The sequence below is a fragment of the Pontibacter roseus DSM 17521 genome (assembly GCF_000373265.1).
Classification (GTDB): Bacteria; Bacteroidota; Bacteroidia; order Cytophagales; family Hymenobacteraceae; genus Pontibacter; species Pontibacter roseus.
Genome location: NZ_KB890765.1, coordinates 519,306 through 539,738, shown reverse-complemented (window position 1 = coordinate 539,738; position 20,433 = coordinate 519,306). Strand labels below are relative to the sequence as shown.

General features: G+C 52.4%; 16 protein-coding genes. 10 read left to right on the top strand and 6 right to left on the bottom strand.

From position 1 onward, the window contains the following. Positions 1 to 7: 7 nt before the first annotated feature. On the bottom strand, positions 8 to 1,036 hold the full coding sequence (locus B051_RS0113880) for an alcohol dehydrogenase catalytic domain-containing protein (RefSeq protein ID WP_018478815.1): 1,029 nt from the start codon (positions 1,034 to 1,036) through the stop codon (positions 8 to 10). A gap of 297 nt (positions 1,037 to 1,333) precedes the next feature. Here B051_RS0113880 and B051_RS0113875 point away from each other — a divergent pair, with 297 nt between their 5' ends. From B051_RS0113875 to B051_RS0113850, 5 genes are all read left to right on the top strand, one after another. Continuing rightward, positions 1,334 to 2,482 carry an SDR family oxidoreductase gene (locus B051_RS0113875; protein WP_157578869.1) on the top strand — a complete coding sequence of 383 codons (1,149 nt, stop codon included), beginning with the start codon at positions 1,334 to 1,336 and terminating at the stop codon, positions 2,480 to 2,482. Positions 2,483 to 2,802: 320 nt separating this feature from the next. Continuing rightward, on the top strand, positions 2,803 to 3,267 hold the full coding sequence (locus B051_RS0113870; RefSeq protein WP_033316919.1) for a COG2426 family protein: 465 nt from the start codon (positions 2,803 to 2,805) through the stop codon (positions 3,265 to 3,267). Positions 3,268 to 3,551: 284 nt separating this feature from the next. After that, positions 3,552 to 5,369, top strand: coding sequence for an AMP-dependent synthetase/ligase (locus tag B051_RS0113860; RefSeq protein ID WP_322786349.1), 1,818 nt, complete (start codon positions 3,552 to 3,554; stop codon positions 5,367 to 5,369). Positions 5,370 to 5,471: 102 nt separating this feature from the next. Next, entirely contained in the window at positions 5,472 to 5,954 is a 483-nt protein-coding gene (locus tag B051_RS0113855; RefSeq protein ID WP_018478810.1) for a DinB family protein, read from the top strand. 211 nt (positions 5,955 to 6,165) lie between these two features. Further along, the gene (locus tag B051_RS0113850) at positions 6,166 to 8,346 is read left to right on the top strand and encodes a glycoside hydrolase family 97 protein (protein WP_018478809.1); all 2,181 of its coding nucleotides are present in this window, start codon (positions 6,166 to 6,168) and stop codon (positions 8,344 to 8,346) included. 59 nt (positions 8,347 to 8,405) lie between these two features. Here B051_RS0113850 and B051_RS0113845 read toward each other — a convergent pair whose 3' ends face one another. Further along, positions 8,406 to 8,696, bottom strand: coding sequence for an isoamylase early set domain-containing protein (locus B051_RS0113845; protein ID WP_018478808.1), 291 nt, complete (start codon positions 8,694 to 8,696; stop codon positions 8,406 to 8,408). A 694-nt stretch (positions 8,697 to 9,390) separates the two neighbouring features. Next, complete coding sequence (gene hrpB / locus B051_RS0113840) at positions 9,391 to 11,841, bottom strand: ATP-dependent helicase HrpB (protein ID WP_026236400.1); 2,451 nt, start codon at positions 11,839 to 11,841, stop codon at positions 9,391 to 9,393. A 154-nt stretch (positions 11,842 to 11,995) separates the two neighbouring features. Here hrpB and B051_RS0113835 point away from each other — a divergent pair, with 154 nt between their 5' ends. Beyond that, positions 11,996 to 13,360 (top strand): hypothetical protein, encoded by a 1,365-nt coding sequence (locus B051_RS0113835; RefSeq protein WP_018478806.1) that lies wholly within the window; start codon positions 11,996 to 11,998, stop codon positions 13,358 to 13,360. Then, complete coding sequence (locus B051_RS0113830) at positions 13,361 to 14,407, top strand: hypothetical protein (protein WP_211214340.1); 1,047 nt, start codon at positions 13,361 to 13,363, stop codon at positions 14,405 to 14,407. A gap of 234 nt (positions 14,408 to 14,641) precedes the next feature. Here B051_RS0113830 and B051_RS21840 read toward each other — a convergent pair whose 3' ends face one another. Beyond that, the gene (locus tag B051_RS21840; protein WP_018478804.1) at positions 14,642 to 14,914 is read right to left on the bottom strand and encodes an SRPBCC family protein; all 273 of its coding nucleotides are present in this window, start codon (positions 14,912 to 14,914) and stop codon (positions 14,642 to 14,644) included. 225 nt (positions 14,915 to 15,139) lie between these two features. Here B051_RS21840 and B051_RS21325 point away from each other — a divergent pair, with 225 nt between their 5' ends. After that, positions 15,140 to 16,009 carry a DUF5694 domain-containing protein gene (locus B051_RS21325; RefSeq protein ID WP_018478803.1) on the top strand — a complete coding sequence of 290 codons (870 nt, stop codon included), beginning with the start codon at positions 15,140 to 15,142 and terminating at the stop codon, positions 16,007 to 16,009. A 498-nt stretch (positions 16,010 to 16,507) separates the two neighbouring features. Continuing rightward, positions 16,508 to 16,903: an endonuclease domain-containing protein gene (locus tag B051_RS0113815; protein WP_018478802.1), complete on the top strand. Its 396-nt coding sequence runs from the start codon at positions 16,508 to 16,510 to the stop codon at positions 16,901 to 16,903. Positions 16,904 to 17,039: 136 nt separating this feature from the next. Here the strand turns inward: B051_RS0113815 and B051_RS0113810 are convergent, their stop codons facing one another. Next, positions 17,040 to 17,894: an alpha/beta fold hydrolase gene (locus B051_RS0113810; protein ID WP_018478801.1), complete on the bottom strand. Its 855-nt coding sequence runs from the start codon at positions 17,892 to 17,894 to the stop codon at positions 17,040 to 17,042. 353 nt (positions 17,895 to 18,247) lie between these two features. Here B051_RS0113810 and B051_RS0113805 point away from each other — a divergent pair, with 353 nt between their 5' ends. After that, positions 18,248 to 18,862: a c-type cytochrome gene (locus B051_RS0113805; protein ID WP_018478800.1), complete on the top strand. Its 615-nt coding sequence runs from the start codon at positions 18,248 to 18,250 to the stop codon at positions 18,860 to 18,862. A gap of 128 nt (positions 18,863 to 18,990) precedes the next feature. On the opposite strand, the gene B051_RS0113800 is transcribed toward B051_RS0113805, so the two are convergent. After that, a complete protein-coding gene (locus B051_RS0113800; RefSeq protein WP_018478799.1) occupies positions 18,991 to 20,079 on the bottom strand; it encodes a DUF3616 domain-containing protein in 1,089 nt (362 codons plus the stop codon). Positions 20,080 to 20,433 lie beyond the last annotated feature (354 nt).

Genomic DNA, 20,433 nt, shown 5'->3' with positions numbered 1-20,433 from the left:
CCAAGGCTTAGCCCTCTACCCGCACCACCACCTTCCCTACTGTCTTCCCCTGCTGGAACAACTTGATGGCGGCGTGCATCTCTTCAAAACCATATACATGGCCAATGTGCTGGGGCCGCAGTTGCAGGGCCTGCAGTTCACCAAGCAAGCGGTGCATCATGTCGGTCTGCTCGTAGAGGTAGATGAGGTTGAAGCCCATAAGCGATTTGTTTTCGGTGGGCAGGCGCAACGGGTCTATTTTGGGGCGGCGCAGCCACCGCCAGATGAGCCGCGGGTAATGGGGCCTGTCGCCGTGGGTGGTGAAGCTCGCGTTGCCATACACCACCATCCGCCCCATGGGGGCCATCGCCTGCCACCCCTGCTCCAACACCTTGCCCCCAATGCACTCCATAATCAGGTATAGCGGACGACCACCCAGAGCCTCCTGCAGCCTGGCAGGGAAGTGGCTGTCCCGTAGAATGACCGCATCGTAGGCCTCTTCCTGCCGAAGGAAATCCACTTTGCCGGCCCGCCCCACCGTGCCGATGGTATAGGCGCCATACTTTTTGCAGATGCGGTTTGCCAGAATACCCACTCCGCCCGCCGCACTGTGGATGAGCACCGTCATCCCCTCCTGTAGGTTGCCCAGCTCGGTGAGCGCGTAGTAGGCCGTGAGCCCCTGCACCAGGAAGCCGGCCCCTTCCTCAAAGCTCCACTCATCTGGCAGCGGAATCACGTAGCGGTGGTGGCTGTTGATGTGCGATACATAGCCGCCAAACTTCGTGACGCCCATCACCCGGTCGCCCACTTTCCACTCCTGCACCTGCTCCCCCACAGCTACTATCTCTCCCGCATACTCTAAACCAGGTATAAATGTGCCTTTCGGAGTGGCGCTGTACAGGCCCTGCATGGCAAAGACGTCGGCGAAGTTGAGGCCGATGGCCCGCACCTGCACACACACCTCCTGTGGCTGGGGTGGTCCCAGTTCCTCGGTCACGCGTTGCAGTTGCTGGATGGAGCCTGCCCGGGGCATGCGGTATACCTGGCGTTGGAGCATAGGCGTTTCGGTAAGGTATGGCTGTGTTTTCTTTTTCAGCAGAACGTACCTGTGCCCGATAGGTTCGCCCGCCTATACCCTGCAGGTGGATTCCGCCTCCCGCTTTTTATGACCAGGTATAGCTTTGGTGTGTCTTCATAACTACTGCTCCAGGCTAGCCATTAGCCAGGCATTCTTCCTTCCATACACGCCCCGTTTTGGGAAAATCGGCCGAGCGCCATTAACTACCCAGCCCCTCCTACCGTACGCTATAGGAGTGAGAACCAATTTATTCCATCAAAACAAACTTAAGAAAGTATGGCAATGAAACTAAAACCACTCAACCAGCAGGTGATGGTCATTACGGGTGCCTCAAGCGGCATCGGACTGGCCACAGCCTTCGCGGCGGCTGAAAAAGGGGCCCGGTTAGTACTGGCGGCCCGCAATGAGAACGCGCTGCGCGACATCACGGAAGAGATAAACAACAACGGCGGGCAGGCCATTTATGTGGCGGCCGACGTGGGCTTTCAGCAGGACGTGCAGCGCATCGCCGATGCCGCCCTCTCCTACTACGGCGGCTTCGATACCTGGGTGAACGATGCCGGCGTCTCCATCTACGGCCGTTTGGATGAGGTGACCGACGAAGACAACCGCCGCCTGTTCGACACGAATTTCTGGGGGGTGGTGTATGGCTCTCTGGTAGCCGCCATGCACATGCGCCAGCGGGGCGGTGCCATCATCAACATAGGCAGCGAACTCTCTGACTTAGGCATACCCATGCAGGGCATGTACGCCGCCAGCAAGCACGCCGTAAAGGGCTTCACCGATTCGCTGCGGATAGAACTGGAAGAGGAAGGCGCTCCTATCTCGGTGACACTCATCAAACCGGCGGGCATCAACACGCCCTACCCAGATCACGCCAAGAATTACACAGGCCACAAACTGACACTGCCACCACCGGTGTATGAGCCGGAGGAAGTGGCCAAGGCCATTTTGTATGCCGCCACGCACCATAAGCGCGACATCATGGTAGGCGGAGGCGGCAAACTCATGAGCCTCACCCAAAAGCTGGCTCCGGGCCTGATGGACGTGGCCAACGAAACTTTCATGACCGACCAACAACTGCTCGATGAGCCGGCCCAGCACCACGAAGGAGCCCTGCACCGGCCAGGCGAGGGCGGACGCATCCATGGGCGCATCAAAGACACCATGAAAACCAGCCTGTATACCCGCGCCGTGACCAACCCGATGATTACGGGGGCCGTGGTGGCCGCAGCCGGTGCCGCCGCGTTAGCTTTGGCCAACAAAAACCGGAACAAGCAGGCAAAGGACAGGAACGTTCGCCGTGTAGAGGTGGTAGAGGCCGTAGGTATAGTCGAGACCGTTCCCGGAAACCCACCACAGGACCGGAACAGCGACAGGGACTACCCTGGCAGAATAGCGCCACCGCCGGCCCATCCTTTATAAGCCATACCTGGTACATTGACAGAAATGGGGGGAGTCGCGTAGGCGCGGCTCCCCCCATTTCTTTATTAAGTCAGCAGCAAACATAAGCTTATGCGAAACACCAGCGGGAGGTATACCAGGAAATCGGCAAGAGGCGTTGAATCATTATGGAGCACGGCCTGTTAAGGACGCATGACCTGCTGCTGCAGTGACAGGTCAGGTTGCGTCCCATAGGAAATTAAAATTCCCGAATAAACAGGCCAACCACAGCATATACCTGGCGGTTTAGCATGTATATTTGCGCGGCTTTGCAGCAGGTTTGTTTTTTTGATGCACTTTTTATGTTTGAGACCCTTTTATATACCTTCCTTTTAAGCATCTCTCCGTTTGGAGAGGCGCGTGCCGGTATACCTTTTGCAATCCTGAACAATGTGCATTTCATCTGGGCCTTCCTCATCGGTACAGTGGGCAATATCCTGGTATACCCGCTGTTCATGTGGCTCATCGACTCCTTTAGCCAAAAGTTCTGGCCTTTCAAAGCCTACAAAAAGGGGGTTGTTTTCCTGTGCAAGCGTGCCAAGAAAATAGCCGGGGGCAACGTGCAGAAGCACGGGTTCTGGGGCCTGATGGTGTTCGTGATGATTCCGCTCCCGGGTACCGGGGCCTATATGGGGACCATCGCCGCGAATATCTTCCAGATTGAGCGGAGACGTGCGTTTACGGCCATCACGCTGGGCGTCATCATCTCCTCTCTCTTCATGGTGGGCGCTACCTACCTGGGCCACCTCGGCCTGAGCTCCCTGTAACAGGTTTTCTAACCCCTCGACAGTTGATTTCAGCCTACCCTGATGCTTAGCGCTAGCCAAAGCCACGGGTTCCCTTCTTGAGCGGTGACTGGTACGGCCTGCTATACCTGTACCTTACCCAGAATGGAATCCCTGATGGAAACAAGCCTTGTCTGCCTCCTTTGAAAACACAGGAGGCCAAAAAACAGTAAATCTCTATAATCAATTTCAAGGCAGACGATTAGTTCCGGTACGGCGGCTGCCTGCATCTGTGTCCGGGTGAATAGCTAGAAGGTTTGAATTCTGTGGAAAAAAGAGAAAACATGGGGGCGCAGCCAAAACCCAAGCGCCTGTTCGACTGCATTGCCTGGCAACTGGAAAACTCCCCACTCGAGGACATGCTGGCTGCCAAAGAGGACGGCGCCTGGCGCAAGTACAGCACCTCCGAGGTACGCGACAAGGTAGACCAGATGACCGGGGCGCTGCTGCAACTCGGTATCACCCGAGGCGATGGCACTCCCGAGGGGCGGGACAAAATCGCTATCCTGAGCCCCAACTGCCCGGAATGGATGCTGGTGGATATGGCCATACAACAGACTGGCGCCATTTCGGTGCCCGTATACCCCACCATCAACGATGGCGAGTTGCAGTTCATCCTCCAGGATGCCGCCGTGAAAATGGTGTTTGTAGGCAACAAGGCCCTCTACCGGCGCATTCAGGATATGCGCGAGGCGCTTCCCCAGTTACAGGCCGTCTATACCTTCCACCCTGTGGAGGAGGCCCCACATTGGAAGGAGTTGCTCCCTGACCTGACACCCGGTCTAGCCGCGCAGGTCGCTGCGAGCCGCGACAGGGTGCAGGAGCAGGACCTGGCCACCATCCTGTATACCTCCGGCACCACCGGCATCCCGAAGGGTGTGATGCTCTCCCACCGCAACATCCTCAGCAACACATTCAGCAGCGCGCTCATCATACAGGAAGTAGGCGTGTTCCGGAAAAAAGCCATCAGCTTCCTGCCCCTCAACCACGCCTTTGAGCGCATGGCCACCTACTGCTATTTCTATTGCGGGGTATCCATCTATTATGCCGAAGGTATGGAGAGCATCGCGGCCAACCTGCGGGAGGTGCAGCCCACCATCTTCACGACGGTGCCGCGCCTGCTCGAGAAAATCTACGAAGGCATTGTGGCCAAGGGCTCGCAGTTGGAGGGCAACAAGAAGCGCATCTTCTTCTGGGCGCTGAAGCTGGCTGAGCAGTTTGAAATCAACAAACCCATGCCGCTCAGCTACAAGCTGCAACTGGCCCTGGCCGACCGCCTGGTCTTCAGCAAATGGCGGCACGCGCTGGGCACCGAGGTCAAGGCCATCATCACGGGGGCTGCCGCCTGCCAGGTGCGCCTGCTCCGGATTTTCACGGCCGCCAAAATCGTCATTCAGGAAGGCTACGGCCTCACCGAGGCATCGCCCATCATCAGCGGCAACCGCTACAGCGAAGAAAACCGAATGTTTGGCACTGTGGGTCCGCTGCTGGAGGGTGTGGAGGTGCGCATCGCTCCGGATGGGGAGATTCTGTGCAAAGGCCCCAATGTCATGCTGGGCTATTACAAACGCCCCGACCTGACGGCCGAGGTCATCGATGCGGAAGGCTGGCTGCATACCGGCGACATCGGCACGATGGTGGACGGCAAGTTCCTCAAAATCACAGACCGCAAAAAGGAGCTCTTCAAAACGAGTGGGGGCAAGTACGTGGCGCCGCAGCCCATCGAAAACAAGATGGTGGAGAGCAGCTGGATAGAGCAGATTATGGTGGTGGGCGAGATGCAGAAATACGTGGGTGCCCTCATCGTGCCGGCCTTCCACAAGCTCAAAGAGTGGTACGACAACCAAGGCAAAACCTACCCCGGCAACCACGCCGTGCTCGAAGACAAGGCAACGCTGACGCTCATCAAAGAGTCCATCAACCAGTACAACCGGAACTTTAACCAGGTGGAGCAGGTGAAACGGTTTGCGCTCATTCCTGCCGAGTGGACGATTGAAGGCGGCGAACTCACCCCCACGCTCAAACTCAAGCGCAAGGTGATACATGAGAAGTACAAAGACCAGATAAGCTCCATCTATACCTAGGAGCTATACCTGCGTCTGCCGAAATTTTAAAGCTGCATGCTGAAACTTCATCCCCCTCGCCATTGATAGCATTTTTACGTTAGCTAAGGGAAAAGCAACAAAATGGATATGGACCAGGACAAAGCACTACGCAAGCAACTGACGCAACTCCTGCGCGGCGGAGAGGCCTTCCGCCCCGTTGAGGAGGTACTGCAAGGTATAACGGCCGCAGAGGCAGGCCAAACGGTGCAACAGCTGCCTTATACCATCTGGCAACTCATGGAGCACCTGCGCTTCGCGCTGTACGACATCCTGGAGTTCAGCCGCAATCCTGCCTACACAGCCCCCGCCTGGCCCGACGATTACTGGGTATCCGAAACCGCTCCTGCCGACCAGGCCAAGCTGGAAGCCAGCCTACAGGCCATACAGGAAGGTATAGAGCAGATGGTGCAACGGGTACAGGACACCACTCAGGACCTGTTCACCCCTTTCGCACACGGCGACGGACAAAACCTCCTCCGCGAGGCCATGCTCATCGCCGAGCACAACGCCTACCACCTCGGTGAGATTGTGGTGCTCCGCCGCCTGCTGGGGAATTGGGAGTAGGCATAGGTATAGCTTAGCAGCTACTTGTTTGGCCAAGGCGCTAAAATTCGGCCTAGTTGCTTCATAAATCCAGCCAGCGGCCCCAACTCCTTCTCTTTTCGCCACTAAAATTCCGCTTTTACGTACCTTGCCCTAAAACAGCAACTATACCCTTACAGCCCCTGCACACAGGCGCTGCTGCATCCTTCATTAACCCAAGAGCAAAACCGACATGATGTTTACACTGGCAGTCAAAAAAGCGACCTTCTACCACCGGCAGATGCGACGCGTCACCCTGATTATCTCCCTCTGCACCATCTCCATCCTGGTCAGGGCGCAGGTCATCACCTCCCCCGACAAAAACCTCACGCTCAAGTTTGAGTTAAGAGCCAATGGCGAGCCTGCCTACGAACTCACCTACAAGAAGAAGCCCGTCATACGCCAGAGCCGGCTGGGTCTGGAAACCAAGGACGTGCCCTCTTTCATGAACGGCTTTGCGGTAGCCAAGACGGAGCAGAAGGCCGTGAACGATACCTGGGAGCCGGTATGGGGGGAGCAGAAGACCATCCGCAACCAGTACAACGAGCTGCTGGTGACCCTCACGCAGAAAGCCCAGAAAGACCGACGCATCAACATCCGCTTCCGCCTGTTCAACGACGGCCTGGGTTTCCGGTATGAGTTTCCGCAGCAGGAAAACCTGAATTACTTTATCATAGCAGAGGAGCACACCGAGTTTAACCTGACCGGCGACCACAAAATTTTCTGGATACGGGGCGACTACAACACCAATGAGTATGCCTATACCACTTCGCAAATCTCAGAGATTCCGAAGCTAATCGAGAAAGCGACCATTGACGTGCATGCCCAGGTCCCGATTGATACCTTATCGGTACAGACGCCTTCTATGATGAAGACGGCAGACGGCCTTTACATCAACATACACGAGGCTGCACTTATAAATTACCCGGCCATGCACCTGAACGTGGACCCGAAAAATTTCAGGATGAGCTCGCACCTGACCCCGGATGCTGTGGGTAACAAAGGTTACATGCAAACCGAAACCCAGACGCCGTGGCGGACTATTGTGGTGAGCGACAAGGCAACCGACATCCTGGCCTCGCGCCTGATTCTGAATCTGAACGAGCCCACCAGGTATGAAGACGTGTCCTGGATAAAGCCGACCAAGTATATAGGCGTTTGGTGGGAGTACTTTGTGCATGGCAAAAGCTCTTGGGCCTACAGCACCGAAAACAACGTGAAACTGACCGACGATTTCACCAAGTTCAAGCCGAACGGACGCCACGGCGCTACCAACGAAAATGTGCGCCGCTACATTGATTTTGCCTCTAAACACGGTTTTGATGCCGTGCTGGTAGAAGGCTGGAACATTGGCTGGGAAGACTGGTTCGGCAACTGGAAAGAAGAGGTGTTTGATTTTGTGACACCTTATCCGGACTTTGATGTAAAAGCGCTGAATGAGTATGCAAGCTCGAAAGGGGTGAAACTGATGATGCACCACGAAACCGCCTCTTCTGTATCCAACTATGAGCGCCGACTCGATACCGCTTTCCAGTTCATGAACAAGTTCGGCTACAATGCCGTGAAAACCGGATACGTAGGCAAAATCATTCCGCGCGGCGAGCAGCACGACGGCCAGTGGATGGTGAACCACTACATTCATGTAGCGGAAACGGCTGCGAAGTACAAAATCATGGTCAACAGCCACGAAGCAGTGCGCCCAACTGGCTTGCACCGTACCTTCCCGAACTGGATTGCACAGGAGTCTGCCCGCGGCACGGAATTCGAAGCCATGGGCGGCCTGGCCCCGGACCATACCACCATCCTGCCGTTCACCCGCCTGATGGGTGGCCCGATGGACTATACGCCTGGTATCTTCCAGACGGATATGTCGGTTTATGGCGGTACCCAGCGCGCTAATACTACCCTGGTAAAACAGCTGGCCTATTACGTCACCATCTACAGCCCGCTGCAAATGGCGGCTGACCTGCCCGAGAACTACGAGCGCTTCCCGGATGCTTTCCAATTCATCAAAGATGTGGCCCTGGATTGGGATGACACTTATGTGCAGGAAGCGGAACCCGGCGACTACGTGACGATTGCCCGCAAGGCCAAAGGCAAAAACGAGTGGTATGTGGGCGGCATCACCGATGAGAAAGGCCGCACCGCCACTATACCTTTCAGCTACCTGCCGAAGGGCAAGCGCTACGTGGCCACCATTTATGCCGATGCAAAGGACGCCAGTTGGAACAAGAACCCGCAGAAGTATAGCATTCGCCAGGTGGAGGTGACGCCTAAGAGCGTGCTGAAGCAGGCCCTGGCGCCGGGTGGCGGGGTCGCCATCAGTATCAAGGAAGCCAGCAGAAGTGAGTTAAAAGGATTGAAGAAAATCTAGACAGGCAACAAAGGGTGAAGGCAGCTTCACCCTTTGTTGTTTTAGCGGGGTTTGATTCCCTACACCACCAGCAGGCTGTTGGTGCCGCCATACTCATTCGGAGCCTCCCCGTCGGCGTCGGGTTCGTTGCGCCAGTCGGTGCCATCCACCAGGTACTTGAATTCGTGTGTACTGTTTTTGGGGATTGTCTGCACGCACTCAAAGGTGCCGTTCTTTTTTCGGCTCATCGCAATGGGGTTCTGCCAATCGTCGTTGAGGCCCAGTATCTCCACCCGATCCGCCCCTTCTATGCTGACTGCGAACTTCACCTTGCACTGGTCTTTGGTCTTCATGTAGGTCTTCTGAATCATCGTTCTTTCGTTTTAGCTCTATGTCTCTAACTGCTCATGCACAGTAACAGATTGCGACAGGCACAGCCTGCCCGCTTTACCTTTACTTGAATGCTCCCCTTTTTGTTAGCTTTTCAGCAGGAGTGCTATAACGAAAGCAAGAATTGCTCCTTTGTCAGTACTGTATACTTCTCCAACCCGTGACAGATTTCCCGCATCGAGGGGCCTTACCTCACCTGCGCCAGTACTCTTCAGCTCACCCCTCAAGAGTAGTTGAAATGACGGGAGAAATAATCGGAGTGATAAGTGCGTCACTGTCATTCCGACAGAAGGAGGAATCTATTACCATCACTGCCGCCGGTGCGAGCGCAGCGGGAACGGGCGGTGAGACATGCTAGGTATATTGCACTTGGTGGTTTCCTCTGCCCCTAACTTTCTACAGAAAAGCCGCATCTGCGCTGGCGCTAGATAAGCGGCCGGAAGGGCGTGAGATTCCTCCTTCTGTCGGAATGACAGACGGTGCAGAAAAGTCCCCCTTCGAAGGGGACAGGGGGATGTTAATCGTGCACAGGTATACTTCTGTTTTATAGGTTCCAATACCCTGTAAGTCCGGTCTCAGACACTGTATGCTACGTAGCCAACACCAGACGCTCGCAGGAGCTGCGCACGCTGCGAGGTCTGGGACAACTCTCTAACTCCTAAACTCACTAACTCCCTACTTCCTCTCCCACTCTACCTCCGGGAACACCACTTCCAACTGGCGTTTAATTACGCGGTAATTGCCTTTCCAGAAGCTGGCTAAATCAGAGACAGTCGTGATGGGCTTCAACTCCGGGGAGAGCAAGGCCAGCTCCACGGTCATCTCGCCTTCGTCTACGGAAGGGCTTTCCTCCCAGCTCAGCACGTCCTGCAGGCGGATTTCCAGCTTCGGCTGTTCGCCATTCGGTTTGTACGCTAATTCCATGGAAGAACCATCCGGTAACATCAAAAAAGCAGGAGCCAATACTTCTAGCCGCGCCCGCTGTTCTTCGTTCAGGTACTTGGCTTCGAGAATCGGCAGGAGTTCCATTTCCATCAGGTCATCCGGGTGCTCGATGTCGAAGAGGTGGGGCTTCAGCCAGTCCCAGTTGGTCAGCAGCAAGGTGGCCGTGCTCACATCAGGCCAGAACTCGGAGGGGCGCCATTTGCGGAGGCTCAGTACGCGGTTCTGCCATTGCGTGAGCTCGTGGTTGAAGTCCAGCAGGTGCTCGCCTTCCAGTTTGATGGCTTCGGAGATGGCCGGTACGCGGTGCTTCTCATCGGGGGGTGGCAGCGGTTTACTTTGAAGCACAATGCTGCCGATGCGCGTGTCCATGGAGGCGGTGAGCTCGCCGTCGTTCAGGTCCCAATGGTAACTTTCCTGTTGCTTCACAAGCGGAGCCAGGTCGCGGGGGTTGAGCGGCGAGGCCAGGAAGATGCGGCCGGGATTGTCGCCGGTGCCAGCGTGCAGGTGCGCAATGGCCAGCCAGGGCTCGTGCGCGAGGTCGTCGCGGTGACCGGCGGAGGCATACTGGCCGCTCGCCAGCTGGAACTGTGCGTTGTTGCCCGGGCGGGCGTAGGCGATGCGCTCGGGGTAGCAATGCGTGAGCAGCACCCCGGTTTCATAATCGTCAAAGGTGCCGTTCTCCGGCTCTATGCTGAACATCGAGCGGTACGAGCGGGCGACCTTCTCAATCTTGCCAAAACGCTTGCCCTGCCCCTGCTCCTTCCTATACCTGCGGAGGGCTTCTATTCTTAAATTGATGTCAATGCCGGCGTTGCGGTCCAGCGGGTCGCGTTCTTCCAGGATGGCGGCTATATCACTGGCCAGCGCCACCTGGTCGGTTTCCTCGGCTTTAAGCAGCATGTGCGCGATGCGGGGGTGGCAGGGCAGCGCGTGCATTTTCTTGCCATGCGCCGTGATGCGGCCGTGCTCCAGCGCCTGCAGCTGGTGCAGCATCTCGGTGGCCGATTGCAGGGCAGCGCGCGGCGGCGGATTCAGCCAGGTCAGGCCACGGATATCGGTAATGCCCCACTGCGCCATGTCGAGCACCAGCGAGGCCAGGTCGGCTTCCAGAATCTCGGGGGTGCGGTGCGGGGCCATGCGCTCCTGGGTGGTTTTGCTCCACATGCGGTAGGCGGTGCCGGGGCCCAAACGACCGGCGCGACCGGCGCGCTGGTCGGCGGCGTCTTTGGAGATGCGCACCGTTTCGAGGCGCGACAAACCGGACTTGGGGTCGAAGCGGGAGGTCTTGCCGAAGCCTGTATCCACCACCACCGACACGCCTTCTATGGTGAGGCTGGTCTCGGCGATGCTGGTGGCTAGCACCACTTTGCGTTTGCCGTTGCGGTCGGGCATGATAGCGGCGTACTGCTTACCGAAGGGCAGCATCCCGAACAGCGGGTGTATCATGACGCCGCGCATCTGCCGACGCAAGAGCTCTTCCACTTTCCGGATGTCGTTTTCGCCGGGCAGGAACACAAGGATATCCCCTTCCCGCTCCTGCGCTGCCTGCTGCACCACCTTAGCCGTCATTTCGGGTAGCATGCGGTCGTCGGCGTCGCCGGTATAGATGGTCTCGACGGGGTATTGCCGCCCCATACTCTGCGCCACCGGTGCTTTGAGCAGGCTCGTGAGCTGGGGCATATCCAGGGTGGCCGACATCACCATGATGCGCAGGTCCGGGCGAAGTGCGAGCTGCGCCTCCCGGCTCAGGGCCATGGCCACATCGGCATGGATGCTACGCTCATGGAACTCGTCAAAAATCACGATGCCTATACCTGTCAGGGAGCGGTCGCTGTGAATCATGCGGGTGAGGATGCCTTCGGTCACCACCTCAATACGGGTCTTCTCGGAGATGCGTGTCTCGAAACGGATGCGGTAGCCGACGGTCTGGCCTACCTCCTCGCCCACCAGCTGCGCCAGGCGCTCGGCAATGGTTTTGGCCGCCAGGCGCCGCGGCTCCAGCATAATAATCTTCTGACCCTCGAGCCAGGGCTCTTCGAGTATAGCCAGCGGCAGCAGGGTGCTTTTACCGGCTCCCGGAGGAGCGTTTACGATCAGCGTATTTTGCGCCAAAAGATGCTCTCTGACGGCAGGTATAATTTCCCGAACGGGTAAGTCTACTGTAAATGGATTGAAGGGCAAGGGGTAAATTTTTAGTTTATTGTGAGTAAAAGTTGTTATTGCAGTAATACAAAAGTAGCAAGTAATTATGGTTTGAATAATATCGAAAAAGCACAAACAGCGCATTTAAGCTTCGAATAAAAGTGCTATATTCATATTATGAATTGTTATAAGTATGATATTAGATTTAGAAAGAGGCTTAAAGTGCCTTGCTGTTCATCACCAACCTCTAACAGAAATTCAGCTAAAAAGACTTCTACTAACTTTTGATGAAGTATACTTTACCCCTCCAAGTGATAATATTCACTTCCTAGAAAAAGGAGCAATATGTTACTCTTATCATCCTGATAATTTAGGAGTAGCAATTTATAGTCTTAACGGATTTGAAATGTTACAACAATATGCTGATGTAACCACTCCCACTATTCCTGAAGACAGCCTACTTACTGCAAATATACTTTCCTATGGTGGTAGAGATAAATCACAGACAGGGGCTTATCAAGCTATTGTAATGTCTGACATTTTACCTCTTTTTAACAATAAAATTAATGAAAGTGAGGAGGAAAAATTGATTGATAGATTTGAGTACGCCCTGAAGAAGGAATTTATCAAAGTTTTAGATTATAAAGCGACAGATTTCTACAAAAGAAACAGCATTGCATTGAAGATTGCATATGATAATGATGCTGTTGATAAGCGATCTGCCTTCCTTTTGGCACCACTACTAGTTAAAAAGAAGAGAGAACAAATTAAAATGTTTATTCCTAGTCCTCCCTTTGTAGAAATGTATGATACTAAATTATTTCCTGGAGTTAAATACAACAGCATTTTCCCAGAGAATAATAATAAACTCTACGACTATGATAGACAGCTATTTTCGATTGTAGCTAAAGTCAACAAGAAGTTAGCTCTAGCTGGTGACTTTAACTTGATTCCAGTTTTTATAAATCAACACATATATAATTTTTTTAATTATAAAGTTGAGAAATCACGAAATAATAAAGAAGAAGGTGTAATTAGAGAATGGCAGAATACGAGTAATATACCTTTATTTAACCTAAGTCAAATTTTGATAAAGGCTTCTGATATACATATTCCAGATTATGTTCTAAAAAGACTCACTATACCTGAGATAGTCTCTTATAGAGAAAGATGTTTAGATGAACTTTACAAGCTCAGAAAAAACTTAGTTGATGATTTAAATGAAATCATTATGACCCAGCATGGAATGTACTTTGATAGAGAAATGGGTAAATTTTTATATAGCAAACTTATTCCTGACTTTCAGAAATATCAAAATGCACAGAATAGCATTTTACAAAATAAAGTAGCAAAATGGGGTATAAACTTTTCTGTAGGAGCAGTATCTAGTTACATAGGTACAATCCAAGGTTTATCTCCTACCTTGATAGCTCTATTAGGAGGGACTAGTCCACTATTTTCAGAGGCTTTGATTCAACTTTCTGATAAATTAAGAGACAGCAAGAAAAAGCAATATGAAAACACTTTTGCATATTTTTTAAATCTTAACAATAGATAGTTGTATTTCATCATTAATAACAAGCCTCCAAATTCTCGTTCCAAAAATATTATGAAAAGGTCTTCTCACGATAATTGTTTAATCTGTCACAAAAAAAAAGCAACAAAAAAAAATTCTCATATTATTCCAGCAGGATTGTTAAAGAAGAGTGTTGGGAAAAGAAATAAGGAAGAAGCATATAGAATTGATGGATCATCAGGAACTACCTACAGCTATTTTGGAAGAGAAAACTTAAAAAACACCTCTGAAGAATTAAAGCAAGATATACATGCAAGAGACTTTTACTTTTGTCCAAGTTGTGAGAGCAAATTAGGTGACTTAGAAAGCAAAGTGATACCTTTTTTAACAGAAAAAGTTCAGGATGTAAAGTATAGAAATCAATTTGTAGAGAAAACTTCAAAAAGTGGTATTAGATTTTTAGAGACACTAAACATCAATAGAACTGACTTTTTAGTATTTATTTATTCTGTAGTCTGGAGAATTGCATTACTCTATGATGAAGAGCACAAAAAATATTCTCTTAAAGAAGAAGAGATGGAGGACTTCCGTTTCTTAATCTATAGTTACTTATACAATGAGAATTCTGATCTAGTAAATGATATATTAAATAAATATGGATTTGCTCTTGCTACTGCCGAGTCATTTGAACCTAATGAAGGTAATGCAACATTCACAGTAGATTTCTTAGATAATCCCAACGTGTATTTTATATACGAATTTATAGTTTTTCTACATTCTGTTGATGATCCAGCGGTTGCTACTCCATTTTATGAGTGTATGAATTCTGGGAGTCAGACAATTAAAGTGTCTGTACTCACTGTAAAGCAATGGAATAGAGCAAAAGAGCCATTTATAAAGTTACTTGCTAACAATGTCATTGATAAGCAAATAGAGCAACTTGTAAATTTAATTGGAAAGCCTTTTCATGAATGCCAGTTTCTTTTAGTTACTGAGTTATCAACTTTAACTAGTGGGGATACAACAGAAATGGATTTCTTCACTAGGTGCCAAATAGCGGTTGAGAATATCTCCAAAAGATGGAAATAGCAGTAACTAATAAATTAAATATCTCTCCCCACGCTGCCGCGAGCTTTTAGCTCGTGCCTTTTCTTTTCCACGCAGCTAAACCTTCAGCAAGAGTAACAGTACGAGCTACAAGCAAGCACTAGCAGACGATGAATCAGTACTGTAAACTATAAAAGCGGAGCTCTAAGGTTATGCACCAGCCCCGCTTTTATAGTAAGTTATTAAATATGATCTCTTTTCTGCAGCTTACAGACCTTAAGCCTCCTGTTTCTGAGCAGCCAGTAAGGCATCAAGGCCTTCCATTGCACTTGTCAGGCCTTCTTTAAAGCCCATCTGGATGGTAGTTTCGAGCTGTGCCAGGTCATCGAATGTGATCAGGTTCTCTACTAAGGTAACCTCCTCTTTGGGTGTAAAGCTTACCTCCCACTTCGATTGCGGCATTTCTGTATTTACCACTCCTTCGGCATCTGCAAAACCATCCAGCGCGGTAAAGCTCTTTTTAGGATCAATAGTTTTGTAATTAGCCAATGCCTAATGCTCTTCTCCTTCGGGGCCAACCGTGGCATAGTGCCAGTAGCCACCTTCTCCCGAAGGTGCAAGCTTATAGCTCGTGCCTTCTACTTTCCACGCAGCCGTACCTTCAGCAAAAGTAACAGTACGAGCTTAAGTATCACCCTTGTTCATAAACTCTTACCTTCCAGGCAACCTCGCTCCCCTCCCTTCCATCTATTGTAAAAGCGAACCCTATGAACTATGAAAAAACTATTACTCGCCGTACTGCTTCTGGCAGGTACTTGCCTTTCTCCTGTACGGGCGCAACAAGGTAAAACCGGCGGCAAAGAAGACCGGGCACAGGTCATGCTGTTGGGTACTTTCCACTTCGCGTACCCTAACCTGGATGTGGTCAAAACTGAGAAAACCGACCAGCTGGATATAACTTCTCCCGAAAGCCAGCGCGACATAGCACGCATCACGAGCCAGATGGCAAAGTATAAGCCAACCAAAATTGCCGTAGAAGTAATGGCAGGGAAGCAAACTAAACTGGACTCGCTGTACCAGGCTTACCTGCAGGGCCGCTACGAGTTGGGTGTGAACGAAGAATACCAGTTGGGTTTCAGGCTGGCCAAACAGCTGGGGCATACGCGTGTGTACGCCATCGATACGTGGGGCAACCTGGATGCCTACCAAAAACCTGGCACCACCGAGTTTGAAGTGCGCGACGAGCTGAAAGAGCGGATGGAGAAGTTCTGGACCTACATGCAAAGCACCTCCCTGGCACGCGCCGAAGCCGCAAAGAAACAGGCTGGCGATACGCCACGCTCGCTTTACAAAACCATACAGTCTATGAACCAGCCCGAAGCCATCCGCAAAAGCCATGAACACTATTTCCGGGAGGCATTTCAGTATGAAGAGCAGGAACACGACTACACCGGCGTAGACTGGTACAGTGCCACTTGGTTTAACCGCAACCTGCGCATTTTCCGCAACATCCAGCGCATCACCGAGAGCCCATCCGACCGCATTCTGGTTATTTACGGTGCTGGGCATTTGGCGCTGTTGCAGCAGGCGGTGGAGAGTTCGCCTTCGCATGAGTTGGTGCCGGCGTATAAGTATTTTAAGTAGGGGTTTGTATGGTGGGGTTTTATAGTGCATGATTACACCCCTGTGGTCCCCTCAAGGGGACACTTCAGCTATAGCTTTGGTTTATTTATTGTTTCATAGCCCCTGCTCTAACACCCCTATAGTCCCCTCAAGGGGACACTGCTGCTTTTGTAGTAATTTTAGTTTGTAGTTCTATAGTTGCCGTTATAACACCCCTTAACACCCCTATGGTCCCCTCAAGGGGACAGTTTCTGCTTTTGGTGGTTCAGGGGTTAGTTGCTTCGTTGCTAACACTTGTCAGAAGTTGCTACACGAAATGCCTTTGATAATAGTAAGAAAAAAACTGTCCCCTTAAGAGGACCATAGGGGTGTTACTTTTGTTGGGCTTACACTAACAGAAAAACTGTCCCCTTGAGGACAAGTGAGAACGGGAGTTCGAAACTTGCGACCGTATGTCAAGAGGTGTTACTTTTGTTGAGCTTACACTAGCAGAATTATCTACCAACCCCGCCATACTTCATGCGCAAGAACAGCATCATTCCTTACAGAGAGGACCTGAAGGCAAAAGCGAGAGAGCTCCGCAAGAACAGCACACTTTCTGAGATTCTGCTTTGGCAAGAGATAAAGGAGCGTAAACTGCTGGGCTACCAGTTTCACCGCCAGGTGCCCATGCTCGATTTCATAGTTGATTTCTATTGCCATGAACTGAAGCTGGCTATTGAGATTGATGGAGATAGTCACAACTATACCCATGCATACGACACGCAGAGGCAAACCGAACTTGAGCAGTATGGTGTTCAATTCCTGCGTTTGGATGACCTGGAGGTGAAACAGAACATGCCAAACGTTTTGCGGTCACTGGAGGCTTACATTTTTGATTCCGGGAATTTTGTAAAGGAAGATACACCCCTATAGTACTCTCAAGGGGATAGTGTTTCCTACTACCGGGAGAGGTGCAGCTTATAGCAACTGTTACCTAATCGTCGTCCTGGAACAACTGCGATGCAAACCATCCATAGCCGGACTGTTCCCTTGAGTCCTCCCTACCCTACTAGGCTTCACTCAGAAAAGAAAGTATCGCTTGGTTCACTTTTTCCGGTTGCTCGTGGTGCAGCCAGTGGGTGGCCTCTTCCAGAAAGACCAGTTTCCCGTTGGGGCATTTGGCTATACTGGGTTCGGCCATTTCAGCACCAAGGGCTGTGTCTTTTTTGCCCCAGATTAGGAGCGTGGGTACTTCCACCCCTTTGCTTAAATGGAGCTGCGTGTGCTTGAAAGCCCTGTACCAGTGGAGCATGCTTTTCAGAGCATCGGCTTGTCGCCAGGCTTCCCGGTAAGCCGCCAGGTCTTCTTCGGTGAAGGTATGGGGCTGCGCCGTGCCGGTTAGGACTTGCTTCAGTAGTTTGTAGTCCAGCGCCTGCAGGGCCTGCTCGGGTAGCACCGGAATCTGGAAAGCGGCGGCGTACCAGCTCCGGAGCATCTGCTGTGGGTTTTGGCGCAGGTGCTTCAGCATCACGCCCGGGTGCGGCATGTTCAGGATGACCAGCTTGTGCAGCAGGTGCGGGAAGTGAATGGCGAGGGCCCAGGCCACTGCGCCGCCCCAGTCGTGCCCCACGAGTACCACCTTCTCTTTGCCCAGCTGCCCGATGAGTGCCACAATGTCGGCAGTCAGTTTTTCCAGGGTATAGGCCTTTACGCCGGAAGGCTTGCTGCTGCGGTTGTATCCCCGCTGGTCGGGCGCCACAACGTGATAGCCCTTCTCGGCAAAAAACGAAAGCTGCATGCGCCAGCCATACCAGAATTCCGGGAAGCCGTGCAGAAACAGCAGCACCTCGCCGCCTTTGTCGCCGGCGGTGGCGGCATGCAGGCTTACATCGGGCAAGTGGTAAAAGGTATGCTCCAGGTCCATTGATTCCCTCCTTCTTGTTTTCCTGTTTCTACCACCGGCAGGCCAAATAGTTATACCTGCCCGAACGCGAGTTGGCGGCTGGTACCTTTTTATACCCCCGCAGCTATACCTCCTGCAAGCGTAACAGCACGCGTTACAGGCTCGCACCAGCGAAAGCCAGCACGTGTCTCCACTGTGGGATTCTGACTGCATTGGGAAAGCAGTAAAAACATTTATTACAGGAATAATAACCTTAACATCAAACGCCTGTTCGTTCACACGGTAATCGGAGGAGTTGTTCCGGAAGTTATGGATTATGGGTAAATTAGGTAGGGTAGTTTACACGCTCTTTTCCACCTTAAAACCTTACCACTATGAAAATTTATCTATTTATTTCCTCCCTGCTTCTCTTCTCCATCCTAGTACTTTCGACACCGGTTTTGAAAGAAAGTCCTGCTAAAAACACAAAGACAGTCGCTACAGTGACTGCACTGCTGCAAGACCAGGAGCAGATTAAACTCGGAGAGCACCTGGTCCTGATTTCCGCCTGCCACGATTGCCATACCCCCAAAAAGATGGGAGCCAAAGGTCCAGAGATGGACTTCGGCAGAGCCTTATCCGGCCATCCGGCCAACCTGCCGCCACCTGATATAGACCGGGCAGAAATAGAAAAGAAAGGCCTGGCAGTCACACAGACGCTGACATCCTGGGTCGGTCCCTGGGGCATATCCTATGCGGCCAATCTAACATCGGATGCCACCGGCATCGGCACCTGGACCGAAAAGCATTTCTTTACCGCCATTCGACAAGGCAGGCACAAAGGGCTGGAAACTTCCCGCATGTTGCTGCCGCCCATGCCCTGGGACATGTACCGGAACATGACGGACGAAGAGCTGCGGGCAGTATTCGCTTATCTCAAATCCATAAAGCCCATCAAAAACGTGGTTCCCGCCCCTGCGCCTCCGGTAACCGCCGCACCTGGCAAATAAGAGCAGTCCTGGTTGCGTTACACAACACAGCAAAATCCCCGATGCCACGATTTTGCAGCTTGAGCCGATTCTTTCATGCAGCTATACCTTCAGCACAGCCTTATGATGATGCCATCGTGGTGGCAAACCTAGTCCACTACCCGCAGCACATCGGCCTGCACTGCATGCTCTCCGACCGTACGGGCATCGGTCGGGCTGTCGAACACCACCAGCACCCGCTGGTCGTCCAGTATGGCCAGCCCTTCGGCTTTGTCTTTCCCGGTGTTCTCGCCGGTGCCGTGCGGTACCTCGCAGAGCCGCTCCAGCTCGTTGTGGTGCAGCAGTTGCTCTGAGTCCTTGTCCACGGCGTCGCGCCAGCGGTAGATGGCGATGACGCCGTCCAAATCCATGGTGGGTCCGGCCAGCAGGTACATGTCGTTCCCGTGGATGCGCAGCTCCCGGATGCCCTTGCCCCGCAGGTTGAGGAAGTGTTTCCGGTAGGGCTTCTCTTTAGTCAGCTGCTTCAGGTGCAGGATTCCGGTTTCGTCTTCCTCGGGCTCTACTTCCAGCACCATGGCCCAGCCACGAAGCACCGGCCCGCGCAGGCCTATGAAAATGCGGTTGCCGTGTATGGCCAGTCCTTCTATATCGAAGCCGTTGTCTTTGCCGGGGATGCTCATGAAAGGCGCTATGTGCTCGTCCTGTTCCATCAGTTCGGTCAGCAAATTGCTGCTTTTGTCGCCCCGTAACTGCCCCGCCCGCAGCGTTTTGCCGGGCTGGTCCGGATGCGCCACTTCTTTGTGCAGGGTATACTGCCCGGTTTTACTATCCTGCAGCATCGGGATACGTGCCAGCAGGTAGCGGTTCGGGTCCGTCTTGATTTGAGCCAGGCGCTTTATCTGTTTTTTGATGGAGTCGGGCCGCTTTGGCTTCTTTCGCTTGAGGCTATGGGAGCCAATCAGCCAGAGGTAGTGGTCGGCCATGCCCATTCCCTCAATGTCTATCTCGCTGAAATCCTTTGCCGGGAGGTCGAGGTAATCATGGATATCAAAGGAGAGGTGTTCTCCAAAAGAGCCGTCGGGCAGTCGGGTGAGGCGCTCCACGGTGGTGCGCTCGTCGCAGCTCAGCCAGAGGTTATCGCCCAGGAGCAAGGCCGTAGAGAGGCCATCGCGCACATGCTTGCCTTTGGCATTCAGGCTCAAATCGGGGGAAAAGAAAAGCTTAATTTTATCGCTCATGGGGTGTGTATCGGTTTAGGTCTCACCTGTTCAGGTGTAAATACGCAGGGGCATCGACTCTGACTGTGGCTATAGAACGAACCAAATGACAAATTGTATGCCCTCCGCTGGCGCGAGTTTGCAGCCTTATCCTGTCCCATATCTTTTTCAGGCTCGGCCTTTTCATGCTAAAGAATACCAATAGCAGGCCAAAAGTATCCCCTTGAGGACAAGTGAGACAAGAGCCGAAACTTGCGACCATAGGTCCTAGGGGTGTCTACTCCTATGGATTTACCAGCATTGGCGCACACATGCCGGCCGCTTCGTAGCTTTACACCCCTGTGGTCCCCTCAAGGGGACAGTTCCTAAGAACCA